The 16769-nt window shown below is 43.7% G+C and carries 15 protein-coding genes and 5 pseudogenes; 6 read left to right on the top strand and 14 right to left on the bottom strand.

Translation table 11 applies throughout. From position 1 onward, the window contains the following. Positions 1-102 precede the first annotated feature (102 nt). The gene (locus tag F6K38_RS20990) at positions 103-276 is read right to left on the bottom strand and encodes a hypothetical protein (RefSeq protein WP_287254841.1); all 174 of its coding nucleotides are present in this window, start codon (positions 274-276) and stop codon (positions 103-105) included. A gap of 114 nt (positions 277-390) precedes the next feature. Between F6K38_RS20990 and F6K38_RS20985 the strand changes: the two are divergent. Beyond that, positions 391-894: pseudogene (locus F6K38_RS20985) on the top strand (DUF29 domain-containing protein). A gap of 102 nt (positions 895-996) precedes the next feature. On the opposite strand, the gene F6K38_RS20980 reads toward F6K38_RS20985, so the two are convergent. The 3 genes from F6K38_RS20980 to F6K38_RS20970 form a co-directional block, all read right to left on the bottom strand. Beyond that, positions 997-1680 carry a hypothetical protein gene (locus F6K38_RS20980; RefSeq protein ID WP_131826917.1) on the bottom strand — a complete coding sequence of 228 codons (684 nt, stop codon included), beginning with the start codon at positions 1678-1680 and terminating at the stop codon, positions 997-999. A gap of 675 nt (positions 1681-2355) precedes the next feature. Then, positions 2356-3204 (bottom strand): M48 family metallopeptidase, encoded by an 849-nt coding sequence (locus tag F6K38_RS20975; protein WP_287267517.1) that lies wholly within the window; start codon positions 3202-3204, stop codon positions 2356-2358. A 307-nt stretch (positions 3205-3511) separates the two neighbouring features. Continuing rightward, the gene (locus F6K38_RS20970) at positions 3512-4204 is read right to left on the bottom strand and encodes a TIGR00266 family protein (RefSeq protein WP_502708311.1); all 693 of its coding nucleotides are present in this window, start codon (positions 4202-4204) and stop codon (positions 3512-3514) included. 165 nt (positions 4205-4369) lie between these two features. On the opposite strand from F6K38_RS20970, the gene F6K38_RS20965 reads away from it, so the two are divergent. Beyond that, on the top strand, positions 4370-4567 hold the full coding sequence (locus F6K38_RS20965; protein WP_287295153.1) for a hypothetical protein: 198 nt from the start codon (positions 4370-4372) through the stop codon (positions 4565-4567). Here the strand turns inward: F6K38_RS20965 and F6K38_RS20960 are convergent. The 7 genes from F6K38_RS20960 to F6K38_RS20930 all read right to left on the bottom strand — a co-directional run bounded on the left by F6K38_RS20960 (position 4549) and on the right by F6K38_RS20930 (position 11728). Next, entirely contained in the window at positions 4549-5226 is a 678-nt protein-coding gene (locus F6K38_RS20960; protein ID WP_008183420.1) for a TIGR00266 family protein, read from the bottom strand. The genes F6K38_RS20965 and F6K38_RS20960 overlap by 19 nt on opposite strands. Positions 5227-5301: 75 nt before the next feature. Then, positions 5302-5961, bottom strand: a complete 660-nt coding sequence (locus F6K38_RS20955) for a TIGR00266 family protein (RefSeq protein ID WP_008183422.1) — start codon at positions 5959-5961, stop codon at positions 5302-5304. 134 nt (positions 5962-6095) lie between these two features. Further along, positions 6096-6248 carry a hypothetical protein gene (locus tag F6K38_RS20950; protein ID WP_008183427.1) on the bottom strand — a complete coding sequence of 51 codons (153 nt, stop codon included), beginning with the start codon at positions 6246-6248 and terminating at the stop codon, positions 6096-6098. Between the two features lie 123 nt (positions 6249-6371). Next, the gene (locus F6K38_RS20945) at positions 6372-7607 is read right to left on the bottom strand and encodes a hypothetical protein (protein WP_287267523.1); all 1236 of its coding nucleotides are present in this window, start codon (positions 7605-7607) and stop codon (positions 6372-6374) included. A gap of 67 nt (positions 7608-7674) precedes the next feature. Further along, the gene (locus F6K38_RS20940; protein ID WP_008183432.1) at positions 7675-9975 is read right to left on the bottom strand and encodes a CHASE2 domain-containing protein; all 2301 of its coding nucleotides are present in this window, start codon (positions 9973-9975) and stop codon (positions 7675-7677) included. 137 nt (positions 9976-10112) lie between these two features. Continuing rightward, positions 10113-11027, bottom strand: coding sequence for a DUF1822 family protein (locus F6K38_RS20935; protein ID WP_008183434.1), 915 nt, complete (start codon positions 11025-11027; stop codon positions 10113-10115). Further along, entirely contained in the window at positions 11024-11728 is a 705-nt protein-coding gene (locus F6K38_RS20930; protein WP_287267526.1) for a sigma-70 family RNA polymerase sigma factor, read from the bottom strand. Before F6K38_RS20930 ends, F6K38_RS20935 begins: the two co-directional genes overlap by 4 nt. A gap of 468 nt (positions 11729-12196) precedes the next feature. Here F6K38_RS20930 and F6K38_RS20925 point away from each other — a divergent pair, with 468 nt between their 5' ends. Beyond that, on the top strand, positions 12197-12793 hold the full coding sequence (locus F6K38_RS20925; protein ID WP_008183441.1) for a helix-turn-helix transcriptional regulator: 597 nt from the start codon (positions 12197-12199) through the stop codon (positions 12791-12793). A gap of 346 nt (positions 12794-13139) precedes the next feature. Here F6K38_RS20925 and F6K38_RS44310 read toward each other — a convergent pair. From F6K38_RS44310 to F6K38_RS20910, 3 genes and pseudogenes are all read right to left on the bottom strand, one after another. Continuing rightward, a pseudogene (locus F6K38_RS44310) lies at positions 13140-13343 on the bottom strand (hypothetical protein). 203 nt (positions 13344-13546) lie between these two features. Next, on the bottom strand, positions 13547-13759 hold the full coding sequence (locus F6K38_RS20915; RefSeq protein WP_008180395.1) for a helix-turn-helix domain-containing protein: 213 nt from the start codon (positions 13757-13759) through the stop codon (positions 13547-13549). Positions 13760-13876: 117 nt separating this feature from the next. Continuing rightward, a pseudogene (locus F6K38_RS20910) lies at positions 13877-14023 on the bottom strand (transposase); the annotation flags it as partial. A 77-nt stretch (positions 14024-14100) separates the two neighbouring features. Here F6K38_RS20910 and F6K38_RS20905 point away from each other — a divergent pair. The 3 genes and pseudogenes from F6K38_RS20905 to F6K38_RS20895 all read left to right on the top strand — a co-directional run. Then, a pseudogene (locus F6K38_RS20905) lies at positions 14101-14763 on the top strand (IS701 family transposase); the annotation flags it as partial. A 642-nt stretch (positions 14764-15405) separates the two neighbouring features. Next, positions 15406-15818 (top strand): annotated as a pseudogene (locus F6K38_RS20900) (transposase); the annotation flags it as partial. A 45-nt stretch (positions 15819-15863) separates the two neighbouring features. Further along, complete coding sequence (locus F6K38_RS20895) at positions 15864-16445, top strand: TetR/AcrR family transcriptional regulator (RefSeq protein ID WP_008183453.1); 582 nt, start codon at positions 15864-15866, stop codon at positions 16443-16445. The last annotated feature ends 324 nt before the right edge of the window (positions 16446-16769 follow it).

Below are 16769 nucleotides of genomic sequence, written 5' to 3'. Positions count from 1 at the left end.
CATTGCGACTGATGTTTTCTAGTCTTCGTCTTTGTTCGATTGTCAGCAGCACTTTATCTCTACGACCTCTTCCCATTTTTTTGACCTCAAATAATCATCCTTCTATTCCACTATTTTAGCTGTGCCACGCCAGTAGGGTGCGTTAGGGAAGGGCTCGCCCTCATTTTCCACCTCGTAGCCAGGGTTGAGATAGCCCGCCCCGTAACGCACCACTAAAGGTATTGAGCTAAAGGCTGACCACTGACCACTGACAGCTGACAGCTGAATTCTTAGCATGAAATTATTGTGTAGCGGCTTAAGAATTGGGATCGCCAAACAAATCAAAATCCCCGTCTAGGTAAGAGCGGGGAGTCTCCAAATGCTAGCATCAATTAATTGGGGAAATGAGCGATGACAACAACCCACAACCTTTATCAGCAAGACTTTTACTTATGGACCGAGGCAACTGCGCAACAGTTACGGGAGGGTGAGTTTACCCAAGTTGATGTAGCGAATCTGATTGAAGAAGTCGAAAGCATGGGTAAACGGGAAAAGCGCGAGTTAAAAAGTCGCTTGATTGTGTTGCTGATGCATTTACTGAAGTGGATGTATCAACCAGGGAAAAGGAGCGATAGTTGGATCAATACTATCACTGAACAGCGTATCGCTTTGGAAGAATTGCTGGAGGATAGTCCTAGTTTAAAACGGTGCGACCCAAGGGCGATTTACTCGCCCTAGGAGGCGCGCACCGTAGCGTTTTTGCCAGAGGTCTTTGAGCAAAGTTATCAGAAGGCTCGGATTAAGGCAGCCCAGGAAACTGGGATTAAGTTGAGCACTTTTCCTTGTGAGTGTTCTTTTGCTCAGGAGCAGGTTTTGGAAGCTGGCTTTTTCCCAGAAGTGTTGAACAGGGGATAGAGAATAGGGAGCAGCGATGTAGTCGCTACTCCCTATTCTCTAAAACCCAGGAAAAAAGTACTTTAAGGAATAGAAAACTGGTATACTTAAACTCAGTAACTACTATCTGCGCCAAGAACTACCTGCATCTTTGCTGTCACCGACGGGTCCCTTGCCATCTTTCGGTGGATTGTAATCTGTGAATGGATTCCAACTCATGACAGTTGACAATTGTTTTGACTCAGGTTTGGGCGAGACAGGGTCAGAGGGCAAGGTTGATTGACCTGAAGACGACTTGGTAACACTAGATGCTTGTGGGTCAGTACACTCAGGATTTTCATCAATTACCTGGTGAAATTTGCAGAATGATCCGGCGTTTTCGCCGTCACCTACGGGGCCGTCTCCATCATTGGGTGGTGTGAAAGTATTTACCATCTGTAGTTGTGATAGTTGTAGTTGTCTTGATGCTGATATTGGTAACAGTTGTGGGTTACTAAACTCAGGATTTTCATGGATTAGCTGGTACAATTTCCAGAGAGATCCGGCGTCTCCGGTTTCACTGGGAGGTCCGTCTCCATCATTCGGTGGTGTGTAATTCATTACTATCGTTAGTTGTGATGATTGTGATAGTTTTTTGAATTCTTGGGATTCTTGGGATGATGATTGCTGGTCAATCGGCTGAGAATTACTATCGCTTAGTTCCTTGAATACCTTCAGTATCGTTGCTGCTAATTGTTGCCAGCGCTTTCTGATGTTGAGAGTGAAGGAAACTAGTGTTGTCCAAAGCTGCTTTAGCAAATTAATCATTTGAGAATACACCTTTTCTAGAAATTCATCAAACACCGGCCCAGGCGGCGTTTTTTCATTGCTACTTGTTACAGCGCCTCTCAAGCCAACTTTTCGCAGATGATCAGAAAAATTTTTTTTTGAAGCAAAATTTGCTTAGGTATTCTAGTTTCCTTGGTGTTTGAGATCAGATCCGGATCCATTTGAGTTGTGAACGATTACCCTTAGAAAAAGGCAAGGGGCAAGAAGCAAGAAGCAAGAGGGGAAAGATATCCGGCGTTTTATTGGATAAAAAAAAAGACCTTCTAGGTTTACATCTCATTTAGAAACCCAATAGGATTTGTCAATTGGGTGAGGTACAAGGTTCTCGGTTTTAGGGAGTAGGGACTTCCGAGCAGGTAACTTCGGATCAGGGAACAGATTTCGCACTTCGATTTGTAGTACGAAAAACACAGAGCGATCGCTGGATGATATAGCGCTACGCGCAAGGCAAAAGGCAAAAGGCAAAAGGCAAAAGTGGACTACAACAGCTTTTAAGCTTGTATAAATGTCCTAACCTTAATCGGTAGTGCTATATAGCGCTACGCGCTATAAAACCCCACCGTCTTTACGGTGTCCACAATTGGATGGGGTTTAAATCCCCATCCAATTGCCTTCAGCATAGCTGCCTTCAGCATAGCTGCCTTCTGCCCTCGTTTAATATGGGTATTCAACTGGACTTGATATCAGGTGAGATTGATTCAGATTTTCCGGGAGAGGCGATCGCTCCTTGAGAGGATAATTTTGTTCCTTAATCAGACGCTGTAGTCGGGTAACTCGCTTACCCGGAGATGGGTGACTTGATAAAAAATCCCAGGACGCTCCTCGTTTGTGACTCATTCTCGCAAAAAAATCTGTTGCGCCAGCGACATGACCATAAGTTTGCTGCAACAACCTTAAGCCAAACTCATCCGCCTGTTGTTCCTGGGACTGGGAAAATTTCGACTTAGAGAGTGTTGCCAATCCGGAAATAGCCAAAGATTCTAGGGCTCCTACATCACCAACAAAATAAGCGATCGCTGTCCGCACCAGCAATCTTCGTCCCAAACTCCGCAAATGATCTCGGTGAGCAAAATGACCCAACTCATGTCCTAATACCATCATCAACTCATTTTCTGACTCGACCTGTTTCAAAAAACCGGCGTACACCACAATCACATCCCCCGGTAGTGCTAAGGCATTTACTGTGTCCTCTGGTAGATAAAGCACCCGGTAATCTCGTTGTTTAGATTGCTCTGGCGGTAGTTGTTTTTCCAATCGCGCCAACAGTTGATTGAGGGTCTCTTGAGTTGGTGATGGTTGAGCCTGCTGCTCATAAACCGGAACGATTACAGCTCCCAGCTTTTGCTCGACACTAGGAGGAATTAGCCCAATTAGACTGTTGATCAGCAAGTTCAACAGCCAAATAACCCCCACAATAAAACTGATAAATAGCCCCAATAAAATCAATAGTTGGCGGTTACTTGGTGGTGGGTTGCGACTCTGAGGTATATCTGGAGAGGGCATAATTAGTGATGGGGGATTAGTGATTAGGGATTAGTGGTAAGCATATGCGCGAAGCGCACGCTACTTGAGGTGCCGTCAGCTGTCAGCTGTCAGCCGTCAGCTTAAAATAAAATTGAAAGTCTGGGGAAAAGCCATTGGCCCTAGGCCAATAGCTGATACGCGACACGCTGATAGCTGAACGCGATCGCGTGCGCGTAGCGCTTAAGCTGATACGCGACACGCTGATAGCTGATAGCTAATGGCTGAATGCTTACGATTAGTGATTAGGGATTAGTGATTAGCTTGCTATTTAGCTATTACCAATTTCTTAGTCACTCTTAGTTGGACGGAAAGGATTTAAAAAATTAATTAACCCATAAAGCTCACGAGATTGAATCCATAAGCGTCCTTCACCACTGAAACGACAGACTAACCCTTCTCCACCCAAAACTCCAGTTTTAAGACCTCGAAATGATAAACCACCCAGCACCTCAACCTGGTAATTTAGAGTATCTTCAAATGCCACGATATAGCCAGTGTCTACTACATAGTCACCCGCCACTGGAATTTCTACAATTGCTCCATAAGAACTAAACCAAAAATCCCCTTGGCCTGTAGCTCGAATCAGGAACAAAGACTCGCCACTGAAGAAGCCTTTAAAGCCTTGAAATTGCGTGTCAATTTCTATTTCTGGACTACAGGCAACAAATCCTGAAGACTGTACCATTAAACCCTGGTTTCTCAGGTAGTAATGCTGAATATCTCCAGGTACTCCTGGCGAAACATAAATTTGCCCAGGCTCTTTTTCAGCAGTAAACTCACTAACAAAAAATGATTCACCACTTACCATCCGACCCAGTCCTGTCATCAAGCCACCTCGTACTTTGGACTTCATCGAGATACTTGAGTCCATTGCTGCCATTGCTCCTGATTCAATTAAGACTGTTTGGTCTGCCTGTAAGTTTATAATCAAAGAGGCATAAGCGGGAGAATGCTCAATTTCGTAGTCAATTTTATTCATCATTTTTATGGCCTATCTATTATTATGTATTGTTAGAACTAATATCAAGGGATAGTAAACAATACTGTGTAAATAATTATGAATTCACGGGAAGTATAGCAGAAGTCAGAAGTCAGAAGTCAGAAGTCAGAAGTTAAACTCAAGCCAAACTGTAGTTTGAGACTTTTGTCATGTCCTAATTACCCTGGCGACTGCTATAACTCTACTCCCTACTCCCGACTCCCTACTCCCTACTCCCTACTCCCGACTCCCGACTCCCGACTCCCTACTCCCGACTCCCGACTCCCTACTCCCGACTCCCGACTCCCTACTTCAAGCAACAATCTTTATTTCCGTCCAGGTAATTATCGTGGTGGTAGTTGAGTACCAACTTGCCGACCAAAAGCACCAGTATTGTGGGTTTGACAATAGACTTTACCCTGCCCTTTAAATCGGCAAACCAGCCCTTCTCCACCTAGAAAAGCACCAATCCAGCTAGAGCCAGGTTTAGTAATCTCAAAGTTCAGGCTTTTTTCAAAGGCAACAATATGACCGGTGTCAACGATATACTCACCTTCCACTGGTACTTCATAAATTGCCCCAAATGAGTTCAGCAATACAGAACCATAACCACTAATAGTCAACCAAAAAATTGATTCGCCAGAAAACAGGGACTTAAAACCTTGAAAGCCTAAATCAATATCAACACCTGATTCACTGGCAAGATAAGAAGTCGCCTGCACTACCAACTCTTGACCATTCATTTGATAAACTAAAATATCACCTATGAATTTGGGCGCTAGAAAGATTTCGCCACCACCAACAGGAGAGCGAAAAACACTTAAAAACAGTGATTCACCACCTACCAAGCGTTTTAATCCACCAAAAATACCACCTCCTTTACCTTGTCGTAAAGTAGTGCTGGCATTGATGTAGCCACTCATGGCAATCATACAGCCTGCCTCTGCCACGAATTCTTGATTTTCATCCAGAACAACGCGAGCGATCGCACTATCTGGTTGATGTAATAGTTCTATTTCCATTTTTATAACGAAATTTAGGAAGGATAGTGTTAAAGATGTAGTGGTTTGGCTACGGTATAGTAAAGGATTAGGAAGCTAAACCTTAGGACGTAAATACTTGACTAAACCATCAACACTACGAGACTGTAGATAAATCTCACCCTGACCCCTGAGCCGATTCACAAAGCCTTCTCCAGAAGTTACAGACCCCAACAAGCCACCAGCTAACCCAATATTCATCATAATTCCTGGTTCATAGGCCACTAAATGACCAGTATCAACAATAAATTCCCCATTAATCTGCTTGCGAGTAAGACCACCATAAGCACCAAAGAAAACTGTGCCCTTACCACTGACTTTCAGTTTAAATAGTCCTTCACCAGAAAACCAACTCTTAAAACCTGCCCACCGAACACCCAGCTTAACCCCAGTAGTATGGCAAATATAAGCACCGGGTTGAAAACACAGACTGCGTTCTCCTAATTCCACACCAGCAATATCGCCAATTATGGACTGAGTAAGAACTAGGTTCAATGGTTGCTGAGTCTGATTGCTAAAGGTATTGACTAATAAAGACTCTCCACCAAAGAATTTCTTGAGCAAGCCAGAGAAGAAGCCACCAGAAAATTGAGTTTTCATGGTAAGCTGAGCATCCATACTGGTCATTGCCCCTGCCTCAGCAGTGATACTCTCACCAGGATCGAGAGTGACAAAAATTGCTGCAAAGGCCGGCTTGTAGCGAATTTCAGATTTCACTGTCAGATCTCCCGTTGCTGAGTGATAGGAATATTACTATTCTGGCAGAAAATTTTCTGCTGTCCAGATTTCTTTAATAAATTTAAGCAAACTCTTTATTTGCATTAATTCATAATAAGTTTGATTTTCATAGCTCACATTATCTTCCCAATCAAGGAAAAGAGTTGGGAGTTGGGAGTTGGGAGTTGGGAGTTGGGAGTTGGGAGTTGGGAGTTGGGAGTAGACAATTCTCCCTGCTCCCTGTTCCCTGTTTCAATATTTAATATTATATCAGGATAATTACTCATAAAACACCATTACCCTTGAAACCTTACTCCTTTACTTCTCCCTTCTTCCTTCTTACCTCTGCCTTCCTTTCGCGCCTTGTGTAAGTATTCAACCGGACATGATCTAATCCCTGAGAAATAACCTTAATCCACTACGGAATCTTGGCAAGCGCCACAATGTTTACAGTAAGGTAAATATTTGTAAGTAATATTGTGGCAACTTTGGCATTCAACATATTGATAATAACCGCAGTGGGGACAGTAGTGATCATCGGGTTTAATTTTCTTGGCACAATTGATGCAGAGTAATTTTTTGACTCTGCTAGCTGCCTGAAGTTTAGGATTAAATACAATTTTTTGAAAAAACTTGATAATTCCAAAACCAATCAATGGAATAAACAAGATATAAACATAACTGACTAGGAAAAGTAACCTGCCGAAAATTTCACTAATTATATCAAAGATAAATTGAAAGATAGCGCCAACTTGAAGGAACTCAAAGATTCTAAAGATTAGGGGTATAAAAAATATTACCAGCAAATGCCAGCTAATCAGCGCGATCAGTCCATATCCTCTTCGTTGAGTAAATTTATGAATGGATAGGGCGATAAAAATCAGCGGCAGCAGAAAGAGCGATTGAAAAGCAAATTGGATACTTGGATACCAGAAAGATGCCTGTTGATAGTTTTTGCGGATTGTCTTAAATTTATTCTCATCCTTAATAAAATCTATAAAACTAACACTTTCCGGTCTGGAAAGCAGTTCATTTTTAAGATTATTAATTTCCTGTTGAAGTCTAGAAATATTACGATTATTTTGCTCTAACTTTTGTTTGGCTTGTTCAGCACTGACTTGATTAATTGATTGCTGACGAGATTGACCGGCAATTTTTTCTAAGAGTGTGGAATCATATTGTTCACGAATGGTGTTATTAGCCCGTTTAATGGTACTTATTTTTGATTTTTTTTGGTTAATAGCTTTTTCAGTTTTCTGGTTTTCGGGATTGTTAATCTTATCTTTGTATTCTGCATACTTCAAACAGGTTGTAAAAACTTTACCCAGATGTCCTTCTTCAGCTTGTTGATAGGATTGTTTAAAACTAGTTGATCCCAATGAACGGCTAATAATGTTATAGTCTTTATCTTGATCAGTTTGTCTACGGTAATTGTTCCACTGGTAATAACATGGATAAGTCTGAGCAGGACTCATCGGCCATGTGCTAATATCATTCAGTCCTGTAAACACATTGATTAAGATAAAAATATCAATCACCACAATCACAATCAAACTCACTTTGTTCAGTGGTTCGTTGCTGAGTGTCCTGGACTTACTTAAAAATTTACTTAAAAATTTACTTAAAATACGGTATATTCTGGCCATAATATTCAGTTTGTATAAATTTTTTTTATCAAACAATTTATAACTGGTATAAATAATTATAGGATTTTTATACAGATAAAAATCCTATAATTATACCATCCAGAGCTAAGGGAGTGATCCCTCCAAGTGGTTTCCGGTAAACCACCACAATTACACTAGTGGCTACCAATGCTAAGGCTGATGGCACCAGAGGTACCCATACTCCTAAAGTAAATAGACCAAAGCATAGGAGATATAAAACCCCTGTCGCTGTGACCGTAGCGAGTCCCCAATACAGTATTCGACCATAGCGCCAGGCAATGGTAGCACCAATGATTGACCAAGCCCAAACCCAGAACAGGTCTCCCCAGACCGACCACACCGATAATAATGGACGCTCACCGAGGCCAGCACTGATCATCTGACTGACCATCTGAGCCTGAAGAATTACCCCTGGCATTTCTTGGTATGGCCACTCCAGGGCACTGTAGGGGGTAAGATGGTAATCCTTGGCAATCCTTGCAGTTATTCCGATCAGAACAATTTTGTCTTTGACCCACTCTGGTTTGACCTTACCCTCTAGCACCTCTGTGACAGTGACTCGTCGGGCTACAGTTTTCCGGTAATTGAGTAACACCTGGAACCCCCGATAATCACGATTGTGGTAACCCCCAGCATTAGCTGACAACTCTGTTAAGACAGTCTTACCCAAGCGTATTTTATTCATAGCAATGGTTTTTGCTTTGATTCGGTCTTGGGCTAAGTAATGCAATGCGACCCTAGCACTGAAGGAGTGGTCGGTGGCACAGGGGTCATCGTGGTAGGGATGCATAAATACAAGATGCCTACGGATAATGCCATCAGGGTCAGCCATGATATTGCTAAAACCAAGGCGGGATTCTGGCACCCCAGAGGGAGGTTTGATGCCTGAGTTTTTGGGGTTGTTAGCTTCCCTAGCGCTACACAGGGCAATGAATTTCTGATTTTGCTGTAACTGACGGCTCAATGCCTGGTGACCAGGTTCTCTAGGACGTTCGCGAAAGATATCTAAGCCAATCATTCGCGGTTGATCAGACTCTAGCTTGTCTAGGACTTGGGCTAGGGTTTGATCTGGGAGGGGATAGCCATAGCGCATGATCTCAGCATCTGTGGCTTCAACCACCAGCAAACGGGTGTCTACCCCTGGATTAGGTCGTAGCCGCATCAGCTGGTCAAATGCCTTTAGTTCCCAAAGCTGCAGCATTCCCAGCTGCCGGATCACCATGACTAAAATAGTAACCACCACACTGACGATCAGGGCCGATTGGAGCAGGTGGCGCTGGTGATTGCCACGCAACTGTTGCCAGGTTGGGGGTATGGCAGCGGGATTTTGACAAATCACTGGCAACCAACTGGCACAGGGACATTGATCTTCCAAACCTTGCAGTTTTTTCCGGGCTTCTTGCACTGCTAGATACAAGGACTTACCACTAGCAAAGGCTTTGAGAAAATATTGCAAAAACTGCTGTGCTACCAGATCCGGTACGGGCTCCCGCATAATAATCATGTGGGGAATGTGCAGCTGTTCTAGCTCATTGGCTAATCCTAAGCCATCACAAGAATTAAAAATTGCTAGGGACAACCCCCTTTCTATGGCTTTTTTGAGGGCTTCTCTGAGTTCGTCAATGGTTAAGCTATCGGTCTGATTGATATGAATCCGACCCCTTCCTGCCTCGGTTTCACTATGACCTGCGAAAAACAGAATATCCCAAGGTTGCTCCCACAGGGCTTCGTTGAGCTTCTGCCGTGGTTCTTCTACCAGAAAGGTAATGTCTGCAAAGGGTAAATTCTCTAATAATTGTCGGTCTTGTTGGATATTAATCCCTTCGCTATTGCCCAAAATCGCTAGAATTCTAACCTTGTGTCGATCACGGCTTTGGTTCGATTTGCCTGGTTGTTCATACTCTGGAGTACTTAGGGCAATTTCTGCTTGGTGGTAACGCTCTAAAAAGTCCCACTGATGCCAAGGAAGCTGCCTGAGCTGGGGATTTTTGGTACGAATCAGCACCCGGACTTCTTCGGTAGTGCCCACTTTTTCCAACCACTTTTCCCGCAGTGGACTAAATAACTCTGACTTCAGCCACCGATTTAAGCGATCGCATAATCCCTGACTCTGGTTGTTGATGGAACCACCGATTGCCACTCGTTTGATTTTGATTGCCCGCAAAGAGCTCCCCAGACTGCGATAGGTTGACCGCCACTCGTGATAGTGGTTGACTAGATTGGGTGCTGGAGGCAATCTGCCAGTAAGTTCTGTTTCCGGACCTTCGCCTTCTGAGCCAATTTCCAGAGTGACCCGAAAACCTTCCTCAAAATCCCCATCCAGCTTAAGAGTTACTAGCTTTGCCATTGGCTTAGTTTTTTAACGGTTGACGGTTGACGGTTTACTGTCAACCGTCAAAAATCAGTATTTTGTCTAATGTTATTCCTAGTTATAGCGCGTACTGAATAGGGAACAGGGAATCGGGAACAGCGGATTTGGGAATTTCAGATCACAAACTCTTCGATCACACTGGCATTATCCAGAGCAACCTTGACACTGAAACGGTCTCCGGCTTCGCAACTAAAATCCAATTGAATGGCTTGATCCTGGTTTCTGGCTTGGGCATTGATCAGCATTTCTTGCTCCTCATCTAGCAAGAGCAACTGCAGATTGGGGGGTAGATAGGTTTGACCATTGATGGGATTGAGTTGTAGCAGAACATTCAGCTTCGTTTCGGATTCTGGGGTGAGTTCCACAACCAGAGCCACCCCTTGATTAGGTTTGCCCCATTCAATCTGTTTACATCGCTTAATGGTCTGAGACTTGGTTCTAAAGGCGAAAGCTGGCTGAGAACCTTGGTTACCTAAAAGGGTTTCCAAACTCTGCCAACCTGCTTCAAAGATATGCTCCAACCATTGACTGAGTTGTGTCATAGGTTGGAATTGATCGAGGTAGGCTGGTAAATCTTTAAGCGATCGCAATTGGTGGATGACTAATTCACCGGTTTCCGAAGTTGCGGAAAATCCCAGCAGCGTGGCTTCAGTATGGTCTTGATCAATCTCAACCACTACATAGCCAATCCGGTTAAATCTTACCTCTTGGGGAATGGGACAAGTCAAATCACCGGGTTTGACAGGCCGACATTCCAAGCGCCCCAAACCGGTTACCCTCAGGTCAGCCACATTTTCAGCCAAGCCCACTACTGAATTCCAGCTATCCCCTGCGGTTAGGTCAGTGGGAATACCCAGAATCCGTAAGTAGTTATTCACCGCACACACTGCCAGGGTGTTGAGATAGACTTGTTCAGCCTTTTGCGTGGTGGGTTGGTACTGAGCAAACTGCTGGGCTATCTCTAGGGCCGACTGGGTAATCGGCATGGGGATTGACCAATCTGATAGCATGTTGGCGTTGTGTCTCATGATTTTTTCCTAGGTTGGGGTTTTGTGGTGCTTTTCGAGCTACCAGTCTTTGACTTTTCTTCTATATATCCCTGGCATACACCGAATTTTCGCAACAGGGGTAAGCATTTACGGTTATAGAATTTGGGCAAATCTTTAGCTTCTGGTGGGGTTAGCTTAAATTCTGCTGCAATCGTTTTCCAAGGCTGATCAGGAGGGAGTCGCCGCTGGATTAGGACTTGGGCATTAATCTCAGGGCGTTTCCTAAAGCAAGTCTGACGTAATACTCCGTCTGGGTCTGTCTTAACCCAATCCAAGGTTTTTTGCCATATTTTCATAACTGGCTGTAGATCAGGAGCAGCTGGTACCCTATCTACAGGGTCAATAGTTTTACCTTCCTCTGTGCTTAGGCCAGTAATTTGCCGCTTCTGTTGCCTATAGCCAGCATCTCGAAATCGTCTCAGTCGCTTTTTTAGTTCATCGTCGAGCCAAGTAATCACACCTTTGATAGTCGGGTCATACTCTTCAGGATGGCCACAGCAATATTCCCACATCTCTTGGAGAGCGTCATTATAATAAGAGCTATATTCTTTCCAAAGCTTGCCGGATTTCATCACTAGTAGATGTACCTCGCTCAGTTTTTGCCGACGTTCCAGACTTAATGGTGGATGATTACATGCTTCAACTATCAGCTGACGGAGTATTCGATCTAGATTTTTCATCGGTTATGTCCCTGTTGTAAATGCGATCGCGTAGCGTGACCTACGGTCAATCGTGTTTAGTACGCATTAGTCTATCGATAGCGGTTCTCAAGTTAGTTGTTAGTAGTTTGTTGTTTATGTTGGTAGATGCTTACACTAACTACTAACCTCTACTCCCCATGAGAAGCGCTACAAAGGGCAGCCCGAAGACTGGACTCAGTATTGACCATCCCTAGACATCTTAGGCATCAATGTTGGGGAATGGCAAAAGTCACCCAGTATTTATTTACACGAGTGATCGGGGGGTTTTTCGCAAAAAAGCCCAAAAAAAATTTTTGTCGGATTTTTTTGCGAAAACCCTGGTTGAGAGGTGCTGTAACAAATGGCTAAGCCAAGTGTGATTCAACAGGTGCGACTCGTGGCGAATTTAATTCTTAATGGGTCAAGCACACCTAAACAGTTTAAATCCAGTTAGTGCGTCAACAGACCATGTATACTCTCACCAACACTCTAGAAAAATCCGCTCCTCAGGTGCAACAGTTAGACAATGGTCTACTGCAAGGAGTACTAGAAGGTTTTATTGACGGTGTTTTAATTCTGAATACACAAGGAGATTTGGTTCATAGCAATGAAACCGCTCGTGTTCTTTGTGAGCAACTTACTCCGAACAGCAAACATTTTACGGTGGTGCCTAAAGAAATCTGGCGTGTCTGCCAAGCCTTGAAAGAAAGTGATGAATTCTATGCCCATCAATCTGTAATTATAGATTCAGAGATTACTACGAGTCACTCCACAACCTTTCGGATTCGGGCTAGATGGCTCAACCTGAGGATATCTGAGCAGCGTTATATTATAGTTACCCTCGAAGACCAACGTCAATCCATTCATAGTATAGCCCTAGCTGAAGTTCAGAAATATGGCTTAACTGCCCGTGAGGCAGAAGTCTGGTTACTGCGTCGAGTCAATTACTCCTACAAAGAGATTGCTGCAGAACTGTTTGTTACCCTCAATACGGTGAAGAAGCACATGAAAAACATTCTTGCCAAGCAGCAAATGGCGATGATGATGGAAGAAATGGCTGCTTAGGGGCATAATTAGCGATTTGGAAGACAGAAATTCTTGGTGATGTGGGCATTTAGGGACCACAACCACTACAAAGACAACGTTTTAAACACTACTCCGTAGGACAACTGACAAAATGCCCTGTTTAGGGCATTTTTTTGTATTAGCGATCGCGCTCAATGGTTTCCAAATGAGATGTAAACCATTGAGGTATTTTTTTATTGTAAAATAACACTCCGAATCTCTTGACAATCTTGCCTTTTGCCTCTTGTATGCAAGCAAATTTCTGCAATACCTGTGTTTACAAATCATATAAAAACACGCTGATTGCGGTTGTCATAGTAATCGGTTAAACAAGATTGTTTCCCGATTACCAATTCCCGATTCCCGATTCCCGATTCCCGATTCCCGATTCCCGATTCCCGATTCCCGATTCCCGATTACCGATTCCCGATTCCCGATTCCCGATTACCGATTACCGATTACCGATTCCCGATTCCCGATTCCCGATTCCCGATTCCCGATTACCGATTCCCGATTCCCGATTCCCGATTCCCGATTCCCGATTCCCGATTCCCTACAGATTTTGCCCCCAAAAATTTTTTCTGATTGTTTTGCGAAAAGTTTGGTTCACAGGCGCTGTAACAAGTAGCCAATAAAATGGCGATAATCCTCTCCTGTTTTAGTTTTTGATTAACTGTTGGGACACTGTCCCAGGTTAATAGGAAAGCGTTACGCCCCATATGGGGCGTTTTTTTTTAGGTAGATCCCAACAGTTCAATCAGTTACCCACTTTGCCAATTCATCTAGGGTAACTTTCAGCAGGTCACACAATGCCTTGAGCTGATTTGGGTACAGTTTGGGGATATGCCTGCCCGCTTCCCAATTTTGCACCGTGGTAACGGTTACGCCCAATTCATGAGCGATTTCCCGCTGGGTGATATTTAGGGATTCTCGTCTTTTTTTTAGGTTGTCCCCTAAATTAGTCATTACTGTCCTATTTAAAAGTTAACATAATTAAGTTTACTGAGTTATATGTTACCGCTAATCTCACCAAAAAAAATGGGTCTGTTCGCGTAGCGTCGGCTTTGCCGAAGCCCCGTCCTTCTAGGACGGCTTTCTTTGATTGTTGATGTACTCTTTCAGCACCTCAATAGAAGCTCCAGCAACGGAAGCAGCAAAATAGCTAGGAATCCATAGTGCTGGTTTTCCATTTGGCTTCGGATATCCATTTTGTCCGTATCTGCGACTAGTGGGACTTAAACAATAAAAAAGGTGTTTTGAGGGTATAATACTTGCTAAGCCGAGTTTTCACGTCGAGGTCAATCCTGATCAAACAGACAACTCCCGCAGCGATGCCACCTTGCTTTGAGAGATGGTGTAAGCACTTTGATGAGGTGTTCAAAACAAAGGCTCAAAAAAGGGAGTAAGGGCACACTCATCGGGGGATTATTGGGGGAAAGTGAGAGACAAAACCTTGATCAGATCGCCGAGAATGCTGTTGGTGTGACTTACCATGGATTACATCACTTCTTGACGGAGGCTCCTTGGTCATACCAGGAGGTGAATGAACGTCGGTTACAAATTATGCATAAGTGTTCCCAAACAAAAATCAGACGAGGATTAAACTTAATTATTGATGATTCGGGGCATAGAAAAAGTGGTAACTTTACTAAGGTCGTTGTCCGACAGTATATTGGTGAAATTGGCAAAACAGACAATGGAATAGTCATGGGTTACACTCATCTGTATGACGAAAAAAAAGCCTACCATTAGACATAGAGTTGTCCCAACACGCTAATTCATTGCCCTCAGGAAAAAAAGACGAATAATTTAAAAATAAACCTGAACTCGCTTGAGAGTTAGTAGATAGAAGTCTAAGCAGAGGATATAAACCGGGAGTGGTACTAACTGATACTGGGTATGGGAATAACTCAACATTAGTGAAAGAATTGGAAAAAAGACGATTGAACTATTTAGAGGATATCTCCCAAGTTTTTTGATACTGAATTTTGCCCCCCTAGCCCCCCAATTCTGGGGGGAACAAGAATCAATTTGCGGCTAAAAGTCCCCCAAAATTGGGGGATTTAGGGGGCTTTGATGTAGCAAATGAGACTTCTCAGACAACCTCTTAGTAGGGTTGGCAAAAAACCGAATAGGCGCGCGTTCCAATGGGCAGGTAAACTGCCCTTGGGTCGGGCCTCAAAGTAATAAGAAAAACCGAGTCAAGGACAGAAACAGAACAATAAATTCGATTAGACGAGTTAGCGCGCGTCCCTATCAAAAGAGGACTTAACTCCGGTTAAACTCAATCTAAAAAAGCCGAAAACCCTTTGGGTAGCTACCTTCACCGGGAAAATCTCAGCTAATGAAGGAGAAAAGAGTTTTGCTATCGTCATGAATGCCAACTCAGCACCAGGAGCCTCAGATATCGGCGTTGCTGAATCAAGGAATGAATACGCGATCATCTGGTTTTGGTCAAGCCCCCGTGGGTCCCCCAGCGAGCAATCCCTCGCTGGGGGACGCAAGAAAGTCTTATTCCCCCACCGGTGCGCTTTCCGTCGGCGAATTAAATTCGCCACGGGTCGCACCGCAAAATTGGGGGGCTAGGGGGGCAAAACCATACCCAGAATCAGCAACGCCCAGATATCGACTACTTTATGACTAACGTAGAGTCATCAATAGTAAACCCAGAGTGGATAGTTCAAACTTATTCTCAAAGGAATTGGATTGAAGTCTTCTATCGTGAAGCTAAAGGCTGGTTAGGTTTACGAAAATATCAAGTGAGGAATAAACGCAGTTTACTAAGGCATTTTCTTTTAGTTTATTGTGCTTATAATTTTATCATTTGGCATCAAATTACTGGGGGGTTAAGAAGGCAATGGGCTAATAAACCTTGGCCAAAGGCCACCCTACGCGAATGAACACCTTTACAGAAGCAATGGATGCAAATCGTACTGCAATGTCTTTCCGGTTCTTTAATTGGCTTACCTACCATCAGGAGGTATTTGCCTCTTATCAAGCCACTTTGGGGTATATTTGGGCTTGATTTTTGTCTAAGTCCCAATAGTCAAAATTGTGCTAACCTAAAACTATGGTTGGAAGAAAGCTAGAGTTCGACCGGGAAGAAGCCCTAGAAAAAGCTATGGACTTGTTCTGGTCTAAAGGCTACAATGCTACCGGGCTCAATGACCTGCTCAAGCACATGGGCATCCAACGCCAAAGCCTGTACAACACCTTTGGTAGTAAACATTCTCTGTTTTTGGAGGCAGTACAGCACTATGGACAAACCGTAGTCTGCTGCATTGAGCAACGGTTGAATGAACCGGGCTCTCCCTTAGAAAACATCCGTAATCTAATCAGAGGGTTGGCTTCTGAGGCTATCTGTCCCAAATATCGTGGGTGTATGATGGCCAATACCATGATGGAGTTGGCTCCCCATGACCCAGCAGTGGCTAAGATGGTTCAGTGCCTAACCCGGCAGGTGGACAAAGCCTTGGAGCGGGCATTAGAGAGGGCTGTAGCCGCTCAGGAGTTGCCAAGGGAGGCTAATCCACGTCAACTCGCTCGCTTTCTACATCATGTTATATTGGGATTCAATGTCCGAGGTAAAATACATCCAAGTTGTTCTTATCTAGATGACATTCTGGAGGTAGCTTTGTCTGTACTCGAATAATCGGTTCAGAGGTAGCAAAATTTTTTTTGGTCATTTTTTGACTAAATGGTCAAAAAATACCGTGATTTGATCCAATCACCCCTGGTTCAATGGGTGCATCTCATATTTGAAAATTTTGCGTAGGGTGCGTTAGGGGGGCCGAGGATTTTCTCGGTAGCCAGGGTTAGGTTGCTGCCCGTAACGCACCACCGAGTAAAACAGCTTTAATGAGATGCACCTGCTTAAATCCCGAAATAATTCTCAAAAGCTCAGGAAGTCATAGTCATTCAGGAGACATGTCAATGCTACAACCTATTACGTTTACTAGAAGCCAAGACATCAGTA

Source organism: Moorena sp. SIO3B2 (assembly GCF_010692525.1).
Lineage (GTDB): Bacteria > Cyanobacteriota > Cyanobacteriia > Cyanobacteriales > Coleofasciculaceae > Moorena > Moorena producens.
The sequence above is the reverse complement of the archived record's forward strand: the minus strand, read 5'-3'. Positions and strand labels throughout refer to the sequence as shown.

Bases quoted from the DNA above. Each gene is read 5' to 3' on its own strand.
- F6K38_RS20895 (WP_008183453.1), top strand. From the start codon at position 15,864: ATGGTTGGAAGAAAGCTAGAGTTCGACCGGGAAGAAGCCCTAGAAAAA.
- F6K38_RS20930 (WP_287267526.1), bottom strand. From the start codon at position 11,728: ATGAAAAATCTAGATCGAATACTCCGTCAGCTGATAGTTGAAGCATGT.
- F6K38_RS20945 (WP_287267523.1), bottom strand. From the start codon at position 7,607: ATGGCCAGAATATACCGTATTTTAAGTAAATTTTTAAGTAAATTTTTA.
- F6K38_RS20935 (WP_008183434.1), bottom strand. From the start codon at position 11,027: ATGAGACACAACGCCAACATGCTATCAGATTGGTCAATCCCCATGCCG.
- F6K38_RS20925 (WP_008183441.1), top strand. From the start codon at position 12,197: ATGTATACTCTCACCAACACTCTAGAAAAATCCGCTCCTCAGGTGCAA.
- F6K38_RS20980 (WP_131826917.1), bottom strand. From the start codon at position 1,680: ATGATTAATTTGCTAAAGCAGCTTTGGACAACACTAGTTTCCTTCACT.
- F6K38_RS20960 (WP_008183420.1), bottom strand. From the start codon at position 5,226: ATGGAAATAGAACTATTACATCAACCAGATAGTGCGATCGCTCGCGTT.
- F6K38_RS20990 (WP_287254841.1), bottom strand. From the start codon at position 276: ATGCTAAGAATTCAGCTGTCAGCTGTCAGTGGTCAGTGGTCAGCCTTT.
- F6K38_RS20950 (WP_008183427.1), bottom strand. From the start codon at position 6,248: ATGAGTAATTATCCTGATATAATATTAAATATTGAAACAGGGAACAGG.
- F6K38_RS20915 (WP_008180395.1), bottom strand. From the start codon at position 13,759: ATGACTAATTTAGGGGACAACCTAAAAAAAAGACGAGAATCCCTAAAT.
- F6K38_RS20970 (WP_502708311.1), bottom strand. From the start codon at position 4,204: ATGAATAAAATTGACTACGAAATTGAGCATTCTCCCGCTTATGCCTCT.
- F6K38_RS20940 (WP_008183432.1), bottom strand. From the start codon at position 9,975: ATGGCAAAGCTAGTAACTCTTAAGCTGGATGGGGATTTTGAGGAAGGT.
- F6K38_RS20975 (WP_287267517.1), bottom strand. From the start codon at position 3,204: ATGCCCTCTCCAGATATACCTCAGAGTCGCAACCCACCACCAAGTAAC.